At 72.0% G+C, this 15,289-nt stretch carries 16 protein-coding genes; 9 read left to right on the forward strand and 7 right to left on the reverse strand.

What is annotated here, in order from left to right:
- Positions 1-212: 212 nt before the first annotated feature.
- Both ELY19_RS06590 and ELY19_RS06595 read right to left on the reverse strand, forming a co-directional pair.
- Positions 213-1,016 carry an HAD family hydrolase gene (locus ELY19_RS06590; RefSeq protein ID WP_227967283.1) on the reverse strand — a complete coding sequence of 268 codons (804 nt, stop codon included), beginning with the start codon at positions 1,014-1,016 and terminating at the stop codon, positions 213-215.
- Positions 1,017-1,125: 109 nt separating this feature from the next.
- Positions 1,126-1,890: a lysophospholipid acyltransferase family protein gene (locus ELY19_RS06595; RefSeq protein ID WP_126195506.1), complete on the reverse strand. Its 765-nt coding sequence runs from the start codon at positions 1,888-1,890 to the stop codon at positions 1,126-1,128.
- A 101-nt stretch (positions 1,891-1,991) separates the two neighbouring features.
- Between ELY19_RS06595 and ELY19_RS06600 the strand changes: the two genes are divergently transcribed.
- Both ELY19_RS06600 and ELY19_RS23745 read left to right on the forward strand, forming a co-directional pair.
- On the forward strand, positions 1,992-3,581 hold the full coding sequence (locus tag ELY19_RS06600; RefSeq protein ID WP_126195507.1) for a Rieske 2Fe-2S domain-containing protein: 1,590 nt from the start codon (positions 1,992-1,994) through the stop codon (positions 3,579-3,581).
- Positions 3,578-5,149 (forward strand): roadblock/LC7 domain-containing protein, encoded by a 1,572-nt coding sequence (locus ELY19_RS23745; protein ID WP_227966633.1) that lies wholly within the window; start codon positions 3,578-3,580, stop codon positions 5,147-5,149. The genes ELY19_RS06600 and ELY19_RS23745 overlap by 4 nt, the downstream gene beginning before the upstream one ends.
- On the opposite strand, the gene ELY19_RS06610 is transcribed toward ELY19_RS23745, so the two are convergent.
- Positions 5,150-6,034 (reverse strand): oxygenase MpaB family protein, encoded by an 885-nt coding sequence (locus ELY19_RS06610; protein WP_126195508.1) that lies wholly within the window; start codon positions 6,032-6,034, stop codon positions 5,150-5,152. It abuts the gene before it with no gap.
- Positions 6,035-6,312: 278 nt separating this feature from the next.
- Between ELY19_RS06610 and ELY19_RS06615 the strand changes: the two genes are divergently transcribed.
- Positions 6,313-6,873 carry a hypothetical protein gene (locus ELY19_RS06615; RefSeq protein ID WP_126195509.1) on the forward strand — a complete coding sequence of 187 codons (561 nt, stop codon included), beginning with the start codon at positions 6,313-6,315 and terminating at the stop codon, positions 6,871-6,873.
- A 68-nt stretch (positions 6,874-6,941) separates the two neighbouring features.
- Here ELY19_RS06615 and serS read toward each other — a convergent pair whose 3' ends face one another.
- Positions 6,942-8,195, reverse strand: coding sequence for a serine--tRNA ligase (serS, locus tag ELY19_RS06620; RefSeq protein WP_126195510.1), 1,254 nt, complete (start codon positions 8,193-8,195; stop codon positions 6,942-6,944).
- Positions 8,196-8,282: 87 nt separating this feature from the next.
- Between serS and ELY19_RS06625 the strand changes: the two genes are divergently transcribed.
- The 3 genes from ELY19_RS06625 to deoD are packed head-to-tail and all read left to right on the forward strand — an operon-like array spanning position 8,283 to position 10,356.
- Positions 8,283-9,290, forward strand: a complete 1,008-nt coding sequence (locus tag ELY19_RS06625; RefSeq protein ID WP_126195511.1) for a septum formation family protein — start codon at positions 8,283-8,285, stop codon at positions 9,288-9,290.
- Between the two features lie 2 nt (positions 9,291-9,292).
- Entirely contained in the window at positions 9,293-9,637 is a 345-nt protein-coding gene (locus ELY19_RS06630) for a metallopeptidase family protein (protein WP_126195512.1), read from the forward strand.
- Between the two features lie 11 nt (positions 9,638-9,648).
- Positions 9,649-10,356, forward strand: coding sequence for a purine-nucleoside phosphorylase (deoD, locus tag ELY19_RS06635; protein ID WP_126195513.1), 708 nt, complete (start codon positions 9,649-9,651; stop codon positions 10,354-10,356).
- 33 nt (positions 10,357-10,389) lie between these two features.
- Here deoD and ELY19_RS06640 read toward each other — a convergent pair whose 3' ends face one another.
- Positions 10,390-11,019: a histidine phosphatase family protein gene (locus ELY19_RS06640; protein ID WP_126195514.1), complete on the reverse strand. Its 630-nt coding sequence runs from the start codon at positions 11,017-11,019 to the stop codon at positions 10,390-10,392.
- On the reverse strand, positions 11,016-11,903 hold the full coding sequence (gene pheA, locus ELY19_RS06645) for a prephenate dehydratase (RefSeq protein WP_416222734.1): 888 nt from the start codon (positions 11,901-11,903) through the stop codon (positions 11,016-11,018). The genes ELY19_RS06640 and pheA overlap by 4 nt, the downstream gene beginning before the upstream one ends.
- A gap of 133 nt (positions 11,904-12,036) precedes the next feature.
- On the opposite strand from pheA, the gene ELY19_RS06650 reads away from it, so the two are divergent.
- Positions 12,037-13,017: a hypothetical protein gene (locus ELY19_RS06650; RefSeq protein ID WP_126195516.1), complete on the forward strand. Its 981-nt coding sequence runs from the start codon at positions 12,037-12,039 to the stop codon at positions 13,015-13,017.
- A 43-nt stretch (positions 13,018-13,060) separates the two neighbouring features.
- Positions 13,061-14,014 (forward strand): hypothetical protein, encoded by a 954-nt coding sequence (locus ELY19_RS06655; RefSeq protein WP_126195517.1) that lies wholly within the window; start codon positions 13,061-13,063, stop codon positions 14,012-14,014.
- Positions 14,015-14,035: 21 nt separating this feature from the next.
- Here the strand turns inward: ELY19_RS06655 and ELY19_RS06660 are convergent, their stop codons facing one another.
- Positions 14,036-14,431, reverse strand: a complete 396-nt coding sequence (locus ELY19_RS06660; RefSeq protein ID WP_126195518.1) for a hypothetical protein — start codon at positions 14,429-14,431, stop codon at positions 14,036-14,038.
- A gap of 91 nt (positions 14,432-14,522) precedes the next feature.
- Between ELY19_RS06660 and ELY19_RS06665 the strand changes: the two genes are divergently transcribed.
- Positions 14,523-15,257, forward strand: a complete 735-nt coding sequence (locus ELY19_RS06665; RefSeq protein WP_126195519.1) for a DUF2470 domain-containing protein — start codon at positions 14,523-14,525, stop codon at positions 15,255-15,257.
- Positions 15,258-15,289 lie beyond the last annotated feature (32 nt).

The raw sequence follows: 15,289 nt of genomic DNA on the forward strand, positions 1-15,289 counted from the left end.
CCCTCCCCCAGCTCCCGCTCCCTATAGGGAGCCGGACTCCCCGACCACAGCTGGCGCCCCCACAACTGCAGCTGGTGGGACACCGGATTTCGCCGGGGACACCGGGTCCCCGGTGGGAGCGGGCCGGTGTGCAATCCCGCTCCCCAGTGGGAGCTGGTCCCCCGGGGAGCCGAGGCCATCACAGCGCGCCCGGCGGCGCACCGTCGAACGCGCTAGAACCAGCGCTCCAGCACCCGGGCGACACCGTCGTCGAGGTTGGTCGCGGTGACGACGTCGGCGGCGCCACGGGCCAGCGGGTGGGCGTTGCCCATGGCCACGCCGGTGCTCGCCCAGCGCAGCATCGCGGCGTCGTTCGGCATGTCGCCGAAGGCGGCGGTGCGGAGGTCACCGGTGAGGCCGAGGTGGTCGATCGCCAGCTGGATGCCGGTGGCCTTCGTGACCCCCGGGACGTGGAACTCGATGAGCCCGTTGTTGGTGGCGTAGGTGACGTCGGCGAGCCCCTGCAGATGCGGGGCGACGCGCGCGTGCATCTCGTCGGAGGTCATGCCCGGCTGCCGGACCAGTAGCTTCACGGCGGGATGCGCGAGCACCTCGGCGTCGGCCGCGGTCACCGTGTCGGGCTCGAGCCACGCGTGCTGGTACCCGGTGGATGCGGCGAACCGCGGCGTCGCGGCATCGTGCTCGCCCTGCGCCACCCGCTCGGCCGCGAAGCCGGCGCCCGGCAGGTGCCGGTAGACGATCTCGGCGACGGTCTCCAGCAGCTCCGGCGACATCAGCGACGCCGAGACCACCCGGCCCGAACCGGTGTCGTAGAGCACGGCGCCGTTCGCGCACACGGCGAGCGGCGCGAAGTCGAGCTGCGTGGCGATCGGGTCGACGGCCCGCGGCGGGCGGCCGGTGGCCAGCACGAAGTGGCCGCCGGCGTCGCGCACCGCGTTCACCGCGACATGCGTGCGCAGTGTCAGGCGCTCGTGGTCGTCGACGAGCGTGCCGTCGACGTCGCTCGCGACCAGGATCGGTGCGGCGCCGAGCGCGTCGAGGCTCGGCGCCTCGGTCGGCGCGCCACCGGAACCCCCGCCGCCGGGACCACTCACGACGCCCGGGGCGAACTCGCTACCGATGCCCTCAGGCACCGTCGGCCTGACGTTCCTCCCGGGCCCGGCGACGCTCCTCGAGGTCGGCGGCGTCCATGGCGTTCGCCTCCTCCAACGTGGGCGCGGAGCCGCCGAGGCGCGCGGGCACCCACGGCTCGCCCTGCGGGTGCGGGCCGTAGAGGTCCTGCAGCTGCAGCAGCATGGCCTGCATCGAGTCCTTGAGCCGCGCGGTCAGCTCGTCGGGCGGCCCGACGGGGTCGAGCGGGTCGCACACGCCGATGAGGATGCGGAACTTGTTCCGGCCGAGCTGCTTGGGCAGGCCCTTGGTCCAGATCTGCTGAGCGCCCCAGATCACGACGGGGACGATCGGCACGTTCGCCTCGATGGCCATGCGCGCGGCGCCGGACTTGAAGTCCTTGAGCTCGAAGCTGCGGCTGTGCGTGGCCTCGGGGTAGACGCCGACGAGCTCGCCCTCCTTGAGCGCCTCGACGGCGGCCGCGTACGCCGTGCCGCCGGCCTCGCGGTCGACGGGGATGTGCTTGAGGGCCCGCATGATGGGGCCGGTCTTCGCATTGTCGAAGACCTCCTGCTTCGCCATGAAGCGGACCTTGCGGTGACCGGCCTCGTCGGCGGGCTTGCCCGCGAACGGGAAGTCCAGGTAGCCGGTGTGGTTGATCGCGACCACGGCGCCACCGGTGCGGGGGAACTTATGGAAGTCCACCTCGGTGAACTTGATGCCCTGATAGGCCCACATGCCGCGGGCCACCTTGATGATCGTTCCGTAGACGGGTTCCACACGGCCAGCGTAGCCGCGGACCGGTCTCCACGGTGTGTCAGCCGGTACGGCGGGCGCCCATTACGCTGTAGCGGTAACGAACACAGGCGAAAGGCTCCACCGTGCAGGTCACCAGCGTCGGGCACGCGGGTTTCCACATCTCCACCGCCGCAGGCACCATCCTGTGCGATCCGTGGGTGAACCCCGCGTACTTCGGCTCGTGGTTCCCGTTCCCCGACAACACGCAGCTGGATTGGAAGGCGCTGGGTGACGTCGACTACCTCTACGTCTCCCACCTGCACCGCGACCACTTCGACGCGAAGAACCTCGCGGAGAACGTGAGCAAGGACGCCACCGTGCTGCTGCCCGATTACCCGGTGCCGGACCTGCGGCGCGAGCTGGAGAAGCTGGGCTTCACCAAGTTCTTCGAGACGCAGGACTCGGTGAAGCACACGATCAGCGGCCCCAAGGGCGACCTGGACGTGATGATCATCGCCCTGCGCGCCCCCGCGGACGGCCCCATCGGCGACTCGGGCCTCGTCGTCTCCGACGGCGAGACGGTGCTGTTCAACATGAACGACGCCCGCCCCGTCGACATGGACGTGCTCGACGAGTTCGGCGGCGTCGACGTGCACCTGCTGCAGTACTCGGGCGCCATCTGGTACCCGATGGTCTACGACATGCCGAAGGGCTCCAAGCGCCGCTTCGCCGAGCAGAAGCGCCAGCGCGGCATGGACCGTGCCCGGAGCTACGTCGACCAGGTGGCCGGCACCTGGGTCGTGCCGTCCGCCGGCCCGCCCGCGTTCCTCGACCCCGAGCTGCGCTACCTCAACGACGAGGGCCGCGTGGACCGCGAGACGATCGGCGGCGACCCGTCGAACATCTTCCCGGACCAGATCACCTTCCTCGAGGAGATGAAGAAGAACGGCAACGACGGGGGCCTGCTGTTCATCCCCGGCACCGTCGGCGACTTCGCGGGCAAGGAGCTGCGCTCCCTCACGCACCCGGTGTCCGAGGCCGAGGTGATGGACATCTTCGAGAACAAGACCGCCTATCTCGACGCCTTCGCGGCGCGCCAGGCGCCGGTCCTCGAGGCCGAGAAGGCCACCTGGGCGCAGGACGACGGGCAGCCCCTGCTGCCCGCCCTCAAGGCCAAGTTCGAGCCGATCATGCAGGCGTCGCCCCTGATCAGCGACGGGATCGGCTACCCGGTCGGGCTGGAGATGGCCTCGCCCGACGGTGCCGTCGAGACCGTGGTGCTCGACTTCCCGCAGCGCATCGTCCGCGAGCCGCAGGAGGGCGACGGCAAGTACCGGTACGGCTTCCGCATCGCCGCGGAGCTGGTCCGCACGGTGCTGCGCGACGACGAGCCGGACTGGGTGAACACGATCTTCCTCTCGACCCGGTTCACCACCTGGCGCATCGGCGGCTACAACGAGTTCCTCTACACGTTCTTCAAGTGCCTCACCGACGAGCGCATCGCCTACGCCGACGGCTGGTTCTCCGAGGCGCACGACGACACCGCATCGACCGAGCTGGACGGCTGGGAGGTGCAGCGCCGCTGCCCGCACCTCAAGGCCGACCTGTCGAAGTTCGGCGTGGTCGACGGCGGCAAGCTGACCTGCAACCTGCACGGCTGGCAGTGGGACCTGGAATCGGGCCGCTGCCTGACCTCCAGCGGGCACGAGCTGCGTGCGAAGAAGCTGACATGAGCGGCCCGCGGCGACCCCCCAACAACCGGCAGCGCGTCGAGGACTACTACGGCGTGCACGACACGGGCATGGGCTCGCGCCCGGCGCCCGCGGCACCGCCCCCTCCCCCGACGGTGCCGCCGGCTCCCGGCGGGCCGGGCGGGCCGGCGGGTCCGCCGCCCCATGGGCCGCCGCAGGGACAGGTTCCGCAGGGGCCGCCGCCGCGCCGGCCGCGGGTGATCCCGCCGCCCGAGGTGCAGGTCGCCGCGAAGGAGGCGGCCCGGTCCGCCGCGGGTGCCCCGCCGTCCGCTCCGGGCGCACCGTCGAACTCGGCGGCCGAGCCGCCCCGCACCAAGCCCGACCCCCTGACGGACCCGCTCACCTCGGAGACCTTCCAGGGGGTGCAGCCCGCCTCGGACACGTTCGAGGCGGGAGTCGTCGGCGGCTTCGGCTACAGCGGGACGACGGGGCCGCAGGCTGCGCCGAACCCGTCCGCGACCGGCTTCGACGGCGGCTTCGACCAGTTCGCGCCGCCCCGGTTCGAGCCCCGCGCCGAGGGCCGCACCGAGGACCTGTGGACCGATGCCGCGGCGCAGTCCGCGCATGCGGACGGCGAGACCCTCGAGGCCACGTTCGCCGAGCATCACGAGCCGGCGACGGAGACGCTGGACGAGCCCGACGAGTCGTACATCGACGTCGAGGTCGTGGACGTCGAGGCGGCCGAGCCGGCCGCCGTGGCCGACGGTGCGCGCGACCGCGCGGCCGACGAGCCGGGCGTGGAGGAGCCCGTCGCGGACGCGGCGGTGGCGGACGCACCCGTGGTGGACCGGCCGGACGTGGAGGAACCCGGCGCGGACACCCCGGACGTGACGGCCCCGGTCGCGGATGCGCCCGTCGCGGACGAGGCCGCGCCGGCCGCCGAGCCCCCCGCGGATCCCGCACCCCCGGCCCAGGAGGCCACGACGGTCGCCGAGGAGCCGCTCGGCGACGACGAGCCGGCCGTGCCGGAGGACGAGCCGGCCGCGCAGGATTCGACCGTGCAGGAACCGGCGGACGAACCGGGCGGGGAGACGGCCGCGCAGCCGGCGCCGACGCTGCCGGAGCCGCTGGCGATCGACCCGTTCCCGTACACGCAGATCGATGAGACCTACGTCGACGCGGAGACGCTGCAGAATCTCCAGACCGCGCAGACTCCGCACGAGGGGAAGGAACCCGGTGACATGACCGAATTCAACGAGTCCCTGAACGAAGCCATGAACATCGACGGCGCGCTGGGCGTGGCCCTGGTCGACGCGCAGAGCGGCATGGCCCTGGCGACGGCCGGCAACCCGGCGGAGTTCAACCTCGAGGTCGCGGCGGCGGGCAACTCGGCGCTGGTGCAGGCGATGGGCCGCACGCTGGGCGATCTGGACCTCGACGATCACATCGAGGACATCCTCATCACCCTCGGCACGCAGTACCAGATCGTGCGCCCCATCAACCAGGGCACCGACGACCTGTTCCTCTACCTGGTGCTCGACCGCTCGCGCGCCAACCTCGCGATGGCCCGCTTCCGCCTGACCAAGCTCGCGGAGCAGATCGAGGTCTGATCAGGCGGCGCGGGCGCCCTCGTCGAGGCGGGTGCGGCCGAGCGGGTCGAGCCCCAGGGCGAGGCGGACGCGCAGGTCCACGAGGTGGCCGCGGTAGAGCAGGCTCGCGGGGTAGAAGCGGTCGGCCACCCGCACTACGCGCATGAGGAGTTCGAGGCGGCGCTGCTCCGAATCCGACCAGGTCCAGCCCATCGCCTCGCGGATGCGCGGGTGCACGGTGCCGCGGGTGAAGAAGCGGAACGGTCGCCCGAGCAGTCCGGCGAGCACCACGCCGACGGGCCCCAGCGGCTCCTTGATGAAGCCGAGGTTCGCGAGAGCCTCGAGGTAGTCGCGGACGGGTGGCGCGATCGCGACGTCGTCGAGGGAGGAATCCCAGTAGGCGATGAACTCGGCCCAGGTGGACGGCCACTGCTCGGCGGTGAGGTTCACGCCGGTGGCGAGCGTGACGGCGTCGGCGGTGAGCCGGTCGAGGGTCGGCTCGTCCAGCGCGCCGTAGAGCAGCTGGTACTGGTCGACGTAGTAGTAGAACAGGCACGCGGCCACCCACAGCTGTAGCGCTCGGGCGTTGCCGCTGTACCGGACCGGGCTCTTCTCGGTGGAGTGGACGTGCGCGTGCACCGCCGCGACCGCCCGACGATACGCCGCCCGGTCCCGCTCGGAGCCGTAGAGCGCGACGGCGAGGTACTGCGTGGTGGTCCGCGCCCGCTTGAGCGGCCGGTCCACGACCCGGCCGGACGCCACCTGGCTCTCCTGCACACCGTGTCCGACGCCGGGGAGCGCCAGCTGCATCACCACGTTGGCCGCGTTGTTCGACAGCCCGGCGAGCGTCACGAGATCGTCCAGAGTCTCCGGCGTCCGCCGCCGCAAGCGATAGATATTGATCATGAATCTATCGTGAATCACGTCACACACGATTGCAAGAGTTCGCGAACATTCATTCACATCGGCCGACCCGTCGGCGCCGCCGGCCGTCAGGCTTCCGCTGCAGCGCCTAGGCCTGGCCATCGCGCAGACGACTCTCGGATTCTGTCCGACACGGACGGCGTGTCCATATCGGACAGAATCCGAGACCTCATTTGTTCACCACCGGTCGCATTCGACGCGGGCCGAGGCGCCCTTCGCGAGCCGGGCCTCGTCAACGACTCCTCACCTACCCTCGGCGCATGATCGCTGAGCCTCGTGCCCTCGTCTCCGCAGGGTGGATTCTCACGGGCCTGGTCCTGGCGAACTGTGCCTTCTGGCTGCGCTCGACGATGCTCGGCGTCGACGACTTCACGGAAACCCTGCCGTGGATGTTCGGTCTCGTCCTGGCCGGCCTGTGGGTGTCCTATCTGGTCGTCTGGTTCCGGCGGACGAAGCACAGCTCGTGGCGGCTGCTGCCGATCCCAGTCATCGGAGCACTCACCATCGCACTCTGGGTGACCGATACCCCGCAACGGCTGCAGTGGGCCTACGACGAGCCCCGGCTCACGGCGGCCGCCCAGCAAGTCCTCGCCGACCCGCGCGTCGACTTCACCGACCACGGCGACCGTCGCATCGGCACACTGCGGATCCACCGGACGACCAAGCAGGGCGGGAACGTCGCCTTCGCGATCCCTCCCACCGATAGCACGACCGGCATCAGCCACCTGGAATTCCGACCCGATGGCAGCAGACCGGCCGTGGACAGCGTCGCCGTCGCACACAGGCTCAGCCCGCAGTGGTGGCGCGTAATCGGATTCTGACGCGGGCTCGGAAATGTGCGGTCATTCGTTCCAAGGGTCAAGGGTGCGAATGAACACAAATCGTCGACTCAGGGCCGCAGCACGTCCGTCCCGATGAACGGCTGCAGCGCCGCGGGGACGCGGACGGAGCCGTCGGGCTGCTGGTGGTTCTCCCAGATCGCGACGAGCCAGCGCGTGGTCGCGAGCGTGCCGTTGAGGGTGGCTGCGATCTGCGGGCGCCCGTCCTCGTCGCGGTACCGGATGCCCAGGCGCCGCGCCTGGAACGTGGTGCAGTTCGACGTCGACGTGAGCTCGCGGTAGCGGCCCTGCGACGGCACCCACGCCTCGCTGTCGTACTTGCGTGCCGCGGAGCTGCCCAGGTCGCCCGCCGCCACGTCGATCACCCGGTAGGGCACCTCGACGGCCGCGAGCATCTCCTTCTCCCAGTCCAGCAGGCGCTGGTGCTCGGCCTCCGCGTCCTCCGGCTTGCAGTAGACGAACATCTCGATCTTGTCGAACTGGTGCACGCGGATGATGCCGCGCGTGTCCTTGCCGTACGAGCCGGCCTCGCGGCGGAAGCAACTCGACTGCGCGGCGTACCGCACGGGACCGTCGGAGAGGTCGAGGATCTCGTCCATGTGGTACCCGGCCAGGGGCACCTCGGAAGTGCCCACCAGGTAGAGGTCGTCGGCCTCGAGGCGGTAGATCTCGTCGGCGTGCGCGCCCAGGAATCCGGTGCCGCCCATGACCTCCGGCTTGACCAGCACGGGAGGGATCATCAGCGTGAAACCGTTGGCGACGGCCTTCTGCACCGCGAGCTGCAGCAGCGCCATCTGGAACAGCGCGCCGTATCCCGTCATGAAGTAGAACCGCGAGCCCGAGACTTTGGCACCGCGCTCCATGTCGAGCAGGCCCAGCCCCTCCGCCAGCTCGAGGTGGTCCTTGGGGTTCTCGATCTCGGGGATCTCGCCCACGTGCTCGAGCACCACGAAATCGTCCTCGCCGCCGGCGGGCACCCCGTCGATGATGACGTTGCCGATCTTCCGCGCCACTTCGTCGAAGACCTCGTCGGCGCGGGTCTGCGCCGCCTCGGCCTCCTTCACGCGCGCAGCCAGCTCGCTCGCGGCGGCCACCAGGGCGGGGCGCTCCTCCTTCGAGGCCTTGCCGATCGACTTCGACGATGCCTTGTGCTCGGCCCGGAGGGTGTCCGCCGCCAGGACCGCGGCCCGACGGTCCGCGTCCGCGGACAGTAGGGCGTCGACCAGCGACGGGTCCTCTCCACGGGCGCGCTGCGAGGCGCGCACACGGTCCGGGTTCTCGCGTACCAGCTTGACGTCGATCACCCGACCAGCCTATTACGGCACCGTCGACCCGCCTCAACCGCTGTACCGCGCGCCCTCCCGCGCCCGGACCGGGCATGATGGAAGGCGATGGCCGACGACACCGAAACCCAGCCCGTGCCCGCCGACGAGACCGGCCGTGCCGGCGCCCTCACCGTGCGCGCCGTCCTGGCGGCGGTGATCGTGGGGGCGCTCGCGATCGGCGCGGGCCTGTACTTCACGGGCGCCTTCGAGCCGAAGAACGAGGAGAAGGCTCCGCGACTGGCCGCCGCCGGGACCACCCTGGCCCGGTCCAAGCCGGGCACGTGCCTGACCTGGGACAAGGATCCCACCACGATGGCGCCGGTCGACTGCCTGCAGCCGCACAAGTTCGAGGTCGCCGGCGCACCCGCACGCACGCTGCCGGAGAACGCACCGTACCCGACGCAGTCGGTGATCGCGGCACAGCGCGACCAACTGTGCCCGCCCGTCGTCACCGAGTACCTGGGCACCCGGCTCGACCCGAAGGGCCGGTTCCAGATGGGCCTCCTCGCGCCCGGCGAGAAGGCGTGGGAGTCGGGCGACCGGACGATGCGCTGCGGCATCCAGGTGTCGGATGCGACCGGGCAGGCGCAGGAGGTCCAGGGCAAGGTCGTGAACCAGGACAAGTCGCTGACCTGGCCGCCGGGCACCTGCATCGGCCTGGACGACCGGGGTCAGCTCACCGGGCCGGTCGCGTGCGCCCGCCCCCACGCCTTCGAGGTGACCGCCGTGATCGACATGCGCCAGGCGTTCCCCGATGCGTCGTGGCCCACCGAGCGGCAGCAGGAGGACTACCTGAGCCGGATCTGCCCCTCGCGCACGACGGGGTGGTTCGGCTCGCAGGACGGGCTGCGCAAGTCGGGCCTGCAGCTGGCGTGGAACAAGCTGTCGCAGCCGTCGTGGACCGCCGGCTCGCGATCGGTGATCTGCTTCCTCGCCTCGTCGAAGGACGGGCGGACCTTCACGCCGATCACCGGCTCCGCGAAGTCCCCCGACCTGCTCATCGACGGCAAGAAGCCCGTCATGCCCACCTTCCCCGGTGCCGCACCGGCCCCGACCCCCGCCCCGGGCCGGTAGCCGTGCACGTCTCCCGCCGCGCGTTCCAGGAGTGGGTGTCGGACGCGCTCGACGACGTCCCGCCCGAGCTCGCGAAGGCGATGGACAACGTGGTCGTGCTGGTGCGCGACCGCAACGAGGACGAGCCGACGCTGCTCGGCCTGTACGAGGGCATCTCGTTGACCGAGCGCGACTGGAACTACGTGGGCACGCTGCCCGACACCATCACCATCTACCGCGAGGCCCTGATGGACATCTGCGACACCGAGGAGCAGCTCCGCCACGAGATCCGGGTGACCGTGCTGCACGAGATCGGCCATCATTTCGGTATCGACGACCACCGTTTGCACGACCTGGGCTGGGCCTGAAAGGATCTCGCATGCCGACCCCGCACAACTCCGCCGCCCCCGGCGACTACGCGCCCGCCGTCCTCATGCCGGGCGACCCGCGCCGCGCCCGCCGCATCGCCGAGACACTGTTCGACGACGCCCGCCTCGTCAACGAGGTGCGCGGCATGGAGGCGTACACGGGCACCGTCGGCGGCCGGCCGATCTCGGTGATGGGCTCCGGCATGGGCATGCCGACGATGACCATCTACGCGACCGAGCTGTACCGCGAGTACGGGGTGCGGCGGATCGTCCGGGTCGGCACGTCGGGCGGCTTCCAGGACGATCTCGCGCTCGGCGACGTGATCGTCGCGACCGCCGCGCACACCGATTCCGCGATCAACGCCCCGCGCATCCCGGGCGTGACGTTCGCGCCCGCCGCGTCGTACCCGCTGCTCCGCGCGGCGGTGGACGCCGCGGACCGGGCCGGGACGCCGGTGCGGGTGGGCCCCGTGTTCTCCTCGGATCACTTCTACCTGGCGCGACCGGGCCTGCACGAGGGCCTGCGCGACCACGGCGTCCTCGGCGTCGACATGGAGACCGCCGCGCTCTACGCCGTCGCCGCCGCGGAGGGCGGTGAGGCCCTGACGGTGCTCACGGTGAGCGACCACCTCTTCCGCGAGGAGGCCATGCCGTCCGAGGACCGCGAGAAGAGCTTCGCCGCAGCCGCGCACATCGCCCTCGAGGCCGCCTTCAGCTGAGCGATGCGCTCGAGGCACGCGCGCGCCCGGCGGTCAGCCCATCGGGTCCAGGTGCGACGGGGCGTCGGCCCAGCTCACGAGTTCCCAGCCGGCGTCGCCGACGGGCCGGAGCACGATCTCGCCGGTGTTGGGCAGGTGGTGCTTGTGCGCGTAGGCACCGTCGACCCCGGACAGGTGGAAGCCGACGAGCCGGATGGCCGCCCCGTGGCTGACGAGGTAGGCGTCGCCCCGCGGGAGGTGCTCGGCGCGGATCGCGTCGACGGCGGGGAGGTACCGCGCGAGCAGGTCGTCGGCGCTCTCGCCGCCGGGCATCGCGGCGCCCGCCTCGCCCTCGTACCAGCGCCGCACGACGTCCTGGAAGACCGCGATGGACGCCTCGTCGTGGAAGCCCTCGAGGTCGCCGGCCTGCACCTCGTGCACTCCCTCGATCGCGGCGGTCTCCACGCCCCACGCGGCGGCGATGTGCGCCGCGGTCTGCTGCGCGCGCCGCGCGACCGAACTGAGCAGCACGGCGGGCGCGACGTCCGGTCGTTCCACCCCGAAACGGCGCGCCTGCTCCACACCCTCGGGGGTGAGCGGCGCCCCGGGCGGGCGGGTGTCGAGGATCCGCGCGACGTTCGCCGTGGTCTGGCCGTGCCGGACCAGGTGCAACAGCCCCGTCATCGCTCCCCCCTGCGCAGGCCGTCGAACCACGACTCGGAGTCCCCCGGGTCGACGGGGGCCGTGCCGGGCCCGCCGGGTCGGGGCCAGGAGCCGAGGAAGCGGACCTCGTCGCACACACGGTGCAGCGCGCGCAGCGCCTCCCCCACCGCGGGGTCGTCGATGTGGCCCACGCAGTCGAAATGGAAGACGTAGCTGCCGAACACCGTTCGCTTCGGGCGGGACTCGATGCGGGTGAGATCGACACCGCGGAGAGCGAACTCGGCCATCGCCAGGGCCAGCGATCCGGGCCGGCTGGGCACGTCCAGCATCACGGCCGTGCAGTCGCTACCGGTGCGTTCGGGTGCCGGCCCGGGCCTGCCGCACAACACGAACCGGGTGCGGGCATCGGCGACGTCGGCGACGCCCGTGGCCGCCTCGGGCACGCCGTACCTGCGCGCGGCGAGCGCCGTCGTGACGCCCGCATCGACCCGGCCCTCCGCCACGTCGAGTGCCGCGGCCGCGTTCGATGCGGCCGGAACCACCTGCGCCTGCGGCATGTTCACGGCGAGCCACGCCCTGACCTGCGCCGCCGCCACCGGGTACGCGCCCACCGTCCGCGCCTCGGACAGTGGCACCGTGGCGGCGACGGAGAACGCGACGGCGAGGTCGGTCTCGGCGAAGATCTGCAGTGGCGCACCGAAACCGAGCGCGTCGACGGTCGGCGTCACCGGCCCCTCGACGGACGACTCGATGGGCACGCACGCGAGGTCGGCGGCACCGTCGGCAACCATCTCGAGGGCGGCCGCCTGACTCGGGGCGCTGATCCGCTCGGCACCGACCAGTTCGAGCCCCGGCACCGTCATCGTGCCGCGTGCGGCGAGCTCCTGGCACTGGAGCAGCGCCATCTCGGTGAACGTCCCCTCGGGGCCGAAGTAGGCGATGCGCGTCACGCCCCGAGCCTAGCGGGGCGACCGTTGCGCGGCGGATGTCCGGTGATTCAGTACAGTCGTTTCCGTTCTTGCAGAAACAGGAGGGCGCATGGTGCAGGACGAGAACCCGCTGGATCGGATCAGTTCCGGCCCGGCGCCGACCGGTCCCAACCCCTGGCGCTCGGATCGCCTGCCCACGGGCAGCCCGTACTCGTCCGGCCGCTCCGGCACCGGTGGCGTGCGGCACCCGCGCCGGCTCGGCCTCGCCGGCTGGCTCACCCTGGTCGCCGCGGTCGTCCTCCTCGCGGGCGCGGTCGGCTGGGCCGCGGTCTCGAAGTCGGGCCGCGACGACGCCGGACCGCTCCCGGGGATCACCGGGGCGGCGACGCCGCCGCCCGCGCCGAGCGTCGACCAGATCAGCGCCAACAGCCTGTTCACGACCACCCTCACCGCCCCGGCGACCTGCCCGCTCCCGGCGTGGTCCACGGACCGGGCGGCGATGCAGGCGTTCTCCCAGGCCGCAACGGCGTGCCTCGGCGGCATGTGGCGCCTGCCCACGTCGCGCGTCGAGGTCTTCGATCCCGCGCCCGACGGCACTGTCGCCGGGGCGTGCACGGCCGACAAGCGGATCCAGAGCATCATCACCTGCGACGACGTGACGATGATCAACTACGAGCGGGCGCGCGCCGGCATCGGCAGCCAGGCCGGAGCGGCACTGATGTGGTTGTCGCTCGACGTGGCGGGCCGCACCGAACGGCGCAGCGGCGTCTCCGCCGACGTCGACGCGCTGGTGCGCACGGCCGGCGGGCCGACGAGCGACCAGGGTGCCGAATACCTGCGGCGCCGCCACCTGCAGAACCTGTGCCTCGCCGGGGCGACCCTCACCAAGCTGGTGGGGCACGGTATCCAGGCACGGGACATGGAGGAGGCGTCGAGCGAGGCCGCCTCGTGGACGGTGATCTCCGCGACCTCGAAGGACGCGGTCATGGCGCGGGGCACCGCGCAGAGCTGGTTCGACCGCGGCCGCCTCTCGCCCACGCAGGACGTCTGCCGAACCGCCTGGTCGGTCCCCGTCGACCAGGTCTCGTAGCCGCCCCACCCACCGTGCCCGCAACGACCCCGAGGACTGCGCGATGACCGGCCCCGATCCCCGACCCGAGCACCGGGACTTCGTCCCGTACGGCGCGCCGCCCGTTCCCCGGGGGTACCGGGGTTCGCGGCGAGCCCGGGCCGCACTGATCACGGCGGCGGCGACCGTCGTCGTCCTGCTCGTGGTGGGCGCCGCGCTGATCGGCACGTTCGCGGTCCGCTCGGCACTCCGGGACGCCCGCGACACGTCCTCGCCGCGTACGGTCGTCGCCTCCGAACGCATCGCCGCCACCCGCACGCCGGTCGCCCCCAGCGTGCCCCAGGTACGCCGCAACACGATCCTGCAGAAGACCCTCGCGACGCCGACGCCCTGCGCGCTCCCCGGATGGTCGACCTCCCTCGCGGAGTTGCAGGCGTTCGCGAACGCCGCCAACGGCTGTTTCAGCAGGGTCTGGGGCACGACCCTGCCGCCCGTGGTCCTGTTCGACACCCCGGACGACGTGCCGCCGCCCTCGACCAGCTGCCCCGCGTCCACACCGGTCCGGGGCTTCTGGACGTGCTCCCTCGGGACGGCGGTCAACTACTCGTCTCTGGTGGCCGGCACCGGCAGCCAGCTGGCATCGGGTATCCAATGGCTCGCGCAGGCCGCGGCGACCCGGGTCGCCGTCGACGCGGGCCAGAGCCACGACATCCGGGCGCTCGTCCGCAGTGTCGGCGGCGCGTCGAGCCTCCTCGGGACGGAGTACCTGCGCCGCGAGGCGGCGCAGCAGGCGTGTCTCGTCGGCGGCACGCTGGGCATGATGGTCGACCACGGGATCACCAGGGCGGAGCTGGATTCGGCCGCGGCGGCGGCCGGGCTGTGGACGCAGCTCGACGACGGTGCGCCGCACCGGCTCGACAGTCCCCTGCTCGTCACCTGGTTCCAGCGCGGCGCGGCCGTCCGCACCACATCACCGTGCGGGGACGCCTGGACGGTCCCGGTCGACCGGCTCCCCTGACCCGACTCGCCCCGGAGCGGACTACGTCAGCCCGAGCGCGTGCAACCGGTCGGTGACCGCCTGCGGGTCGGGCACGACGAGGTGCCGCAGCCGTTCGCGCACCGCGTCCTGCGCCATGGGGTTCAGCGCGGCCAGGCGCGCCTCGTCGGGGGCGGCGAGCGCGGCCGGGATGTCGTCGCCGGTGAGGGCGGCGACGGTCGCGCACAGCACCGCCACGGCCTCGTCGGCGTCGGCCACCGCGATCTCGAAACCGGGGCCCTCGTCGTGCACGCCGTGCACGAGGAACTCCACGAGCGCGGTGGGATCCGCGGGCGCGTAGGTGCAGCTCGAGCGGCCCGACGGTGCCGCCACCGCCAGCCCGTCGACCAGGGACATCGGCTCGCGCGGGGGCGCGAGCAACTCCAGTTCGATCGCCATCACGTTGACCCTAACTCTTGCCCGGGGTTGCCCGCCGCATTAGGTTAGGGTTACCTTCATGATCATCACCCACCGAGCGAGAGGAGTCGTCATGAGCGCCCCGACCATCGCCGAGCCGACACCGGCCGAGCGTGTCCGCACGATCGCGGCCGTCCCCCATGCAGCGGTCCTCGCGGCCGACGGCTACGAGCCGATCACCGTCGCCCTCCATCACGTACTGGGCGATCGGCTGGTGGTCGCCGTGGCCGACGACGCACCCTGGCTCGAGGGCGTGCGCGCGATGGTGGAGATCAACGACATCTCGCCACTCCCGCTGCGGGAGCGCACCCGCTCCCTGGTCTGGCTCTCCGGCCGGCTGTCCGAGGCGGCCGACGGTGCCGCCCTCGCCGCCCGGATCGCGGCCGAGAACCCCCTCGAAGCACTGCTCGACGTGGGCAACGGCTCGCGATTGCTGACCATGCCGATCGAGTCCGCCGTGCTCGCGGACGCCGCCGGCGCCTCGTCGGTGACCGGGGACGAGCTGGCCGCCGCCGAGCCCGATCCCTTCGCCGGCTACGAGACCGCCTGGCTCGCGCACGTCGAGTCCGGACACCCCGAGATGGTCGGACAGCTGGCCCGCCGCCTGCCCGGCAGGCTGCGCAACCACCGGATCCGCCTCCTGGGCATCGACCGCTTCGGCATCCGCCTGCGCGCCGAGCACCACGAGCTCTCCGACGTCGACGTGCGGCTGAACTTCGCGCAGCCCGCCGACGACATGGCCGCCCTGCAGCGCGGCATCCGCATCCTGCTGGGCTGCCCCTTCCTCAACGGCCTCCGCGCGAGCTGATCTCCTCAGGATGTCGAATCCTGGGCGCTCGC

Origin of the sequence: Tsukamurella paurometabola, from assembly GCF_900631615.1 — a bacterium.
Taxonomy (GTDB): Bacteria; Actinomycetota; Actinomycetes; order Mycobacteriales; family Mycobacteriaceae; genus Tsukamurella; species Tsukamurella paurometabola_A.

Excerpts from the sequence above, each read along its gene's own strand:
- ELY19_RS23745 (WP_227966633.1), top strand. The coding sequence starts at position 3,578 with ATGAGCGGCCCGCGGCGACCCCCCAACAACCGGCAGCGCGTCGAGGAC.
- ELY19_RS06610 (WP_126195508.1), bottom strand. The coding sequence starts at position 6,034 with ATGATCAATATCTATCGCTTGCGGCGGCGGACGCCGGAGACTCTGGAC.
- ELY19_RS06615 (WP_126195509.1), top strand. The coding sequence starts at position 6,313 with ATGATCGCTGAGCCTCGTGCCCTCGTCTCCGCAGGGTGGATTCTCACG.
- ELY19_RS06625 (WP_126195511.1), top strand. The coding sequence starts at position 8,283 with ATGGCCGACGACACCGAAACCCAGCCCGTGCCCGCCGACGAGACCGGC.
- deoD (WP_126195513.1), top strand. The coding sequence starts at position 9,649 with ATGCCGACCCCGCACAACTCCGCCGCCCCCGGCGACTACGCGCCCGCC.
- ELY19_RS06640 (WP_126195514.1), bottom strand. The coding sequence starts at position 11,019 with ATGACGGGGCTGTTGCACCTGGTCCGGCACGGCCAGACCACGGCGAAC.
- pheA (WP_416222734.1), bottom strand. The coding sequence starts at position 11,903 with ATGGCGCTGCTCCAGTGCCAGGAGCTCGCCGCACGCGGCACGATGACG.
- ELY19_RS06650 (WP_126195516.1), top strand. The coding sequence starts at position 12,037 with ATGGTGCAGGACGAGAACCCGCTGGATCGGATCAGTTCCGGCCCGGCG.
- ELY19_RS06655 (WP_126195517.1), top strand. The coding sequence starts at position 13,061 with ATGACCGGCCCCGATCCCCGACCCGAGCACCGGGACTTCGTCCCGTAC.
- ELY19_RS06660 (WP_126195518.1), bottom strand. The coding sequence starts at position 14,431 with ATGGCGATCGAACTGGAGTTGCTCGCGCCCCCGCGCGAGCCGATGTCC.
- ELY19_RS06665 (WP_126195519.1), top strand. The coding sequence starts at position 14,523 with ATGAGCGCCCCGACCATCGCCGAGCCGACACCGGCCGAGCGTGTCCGC.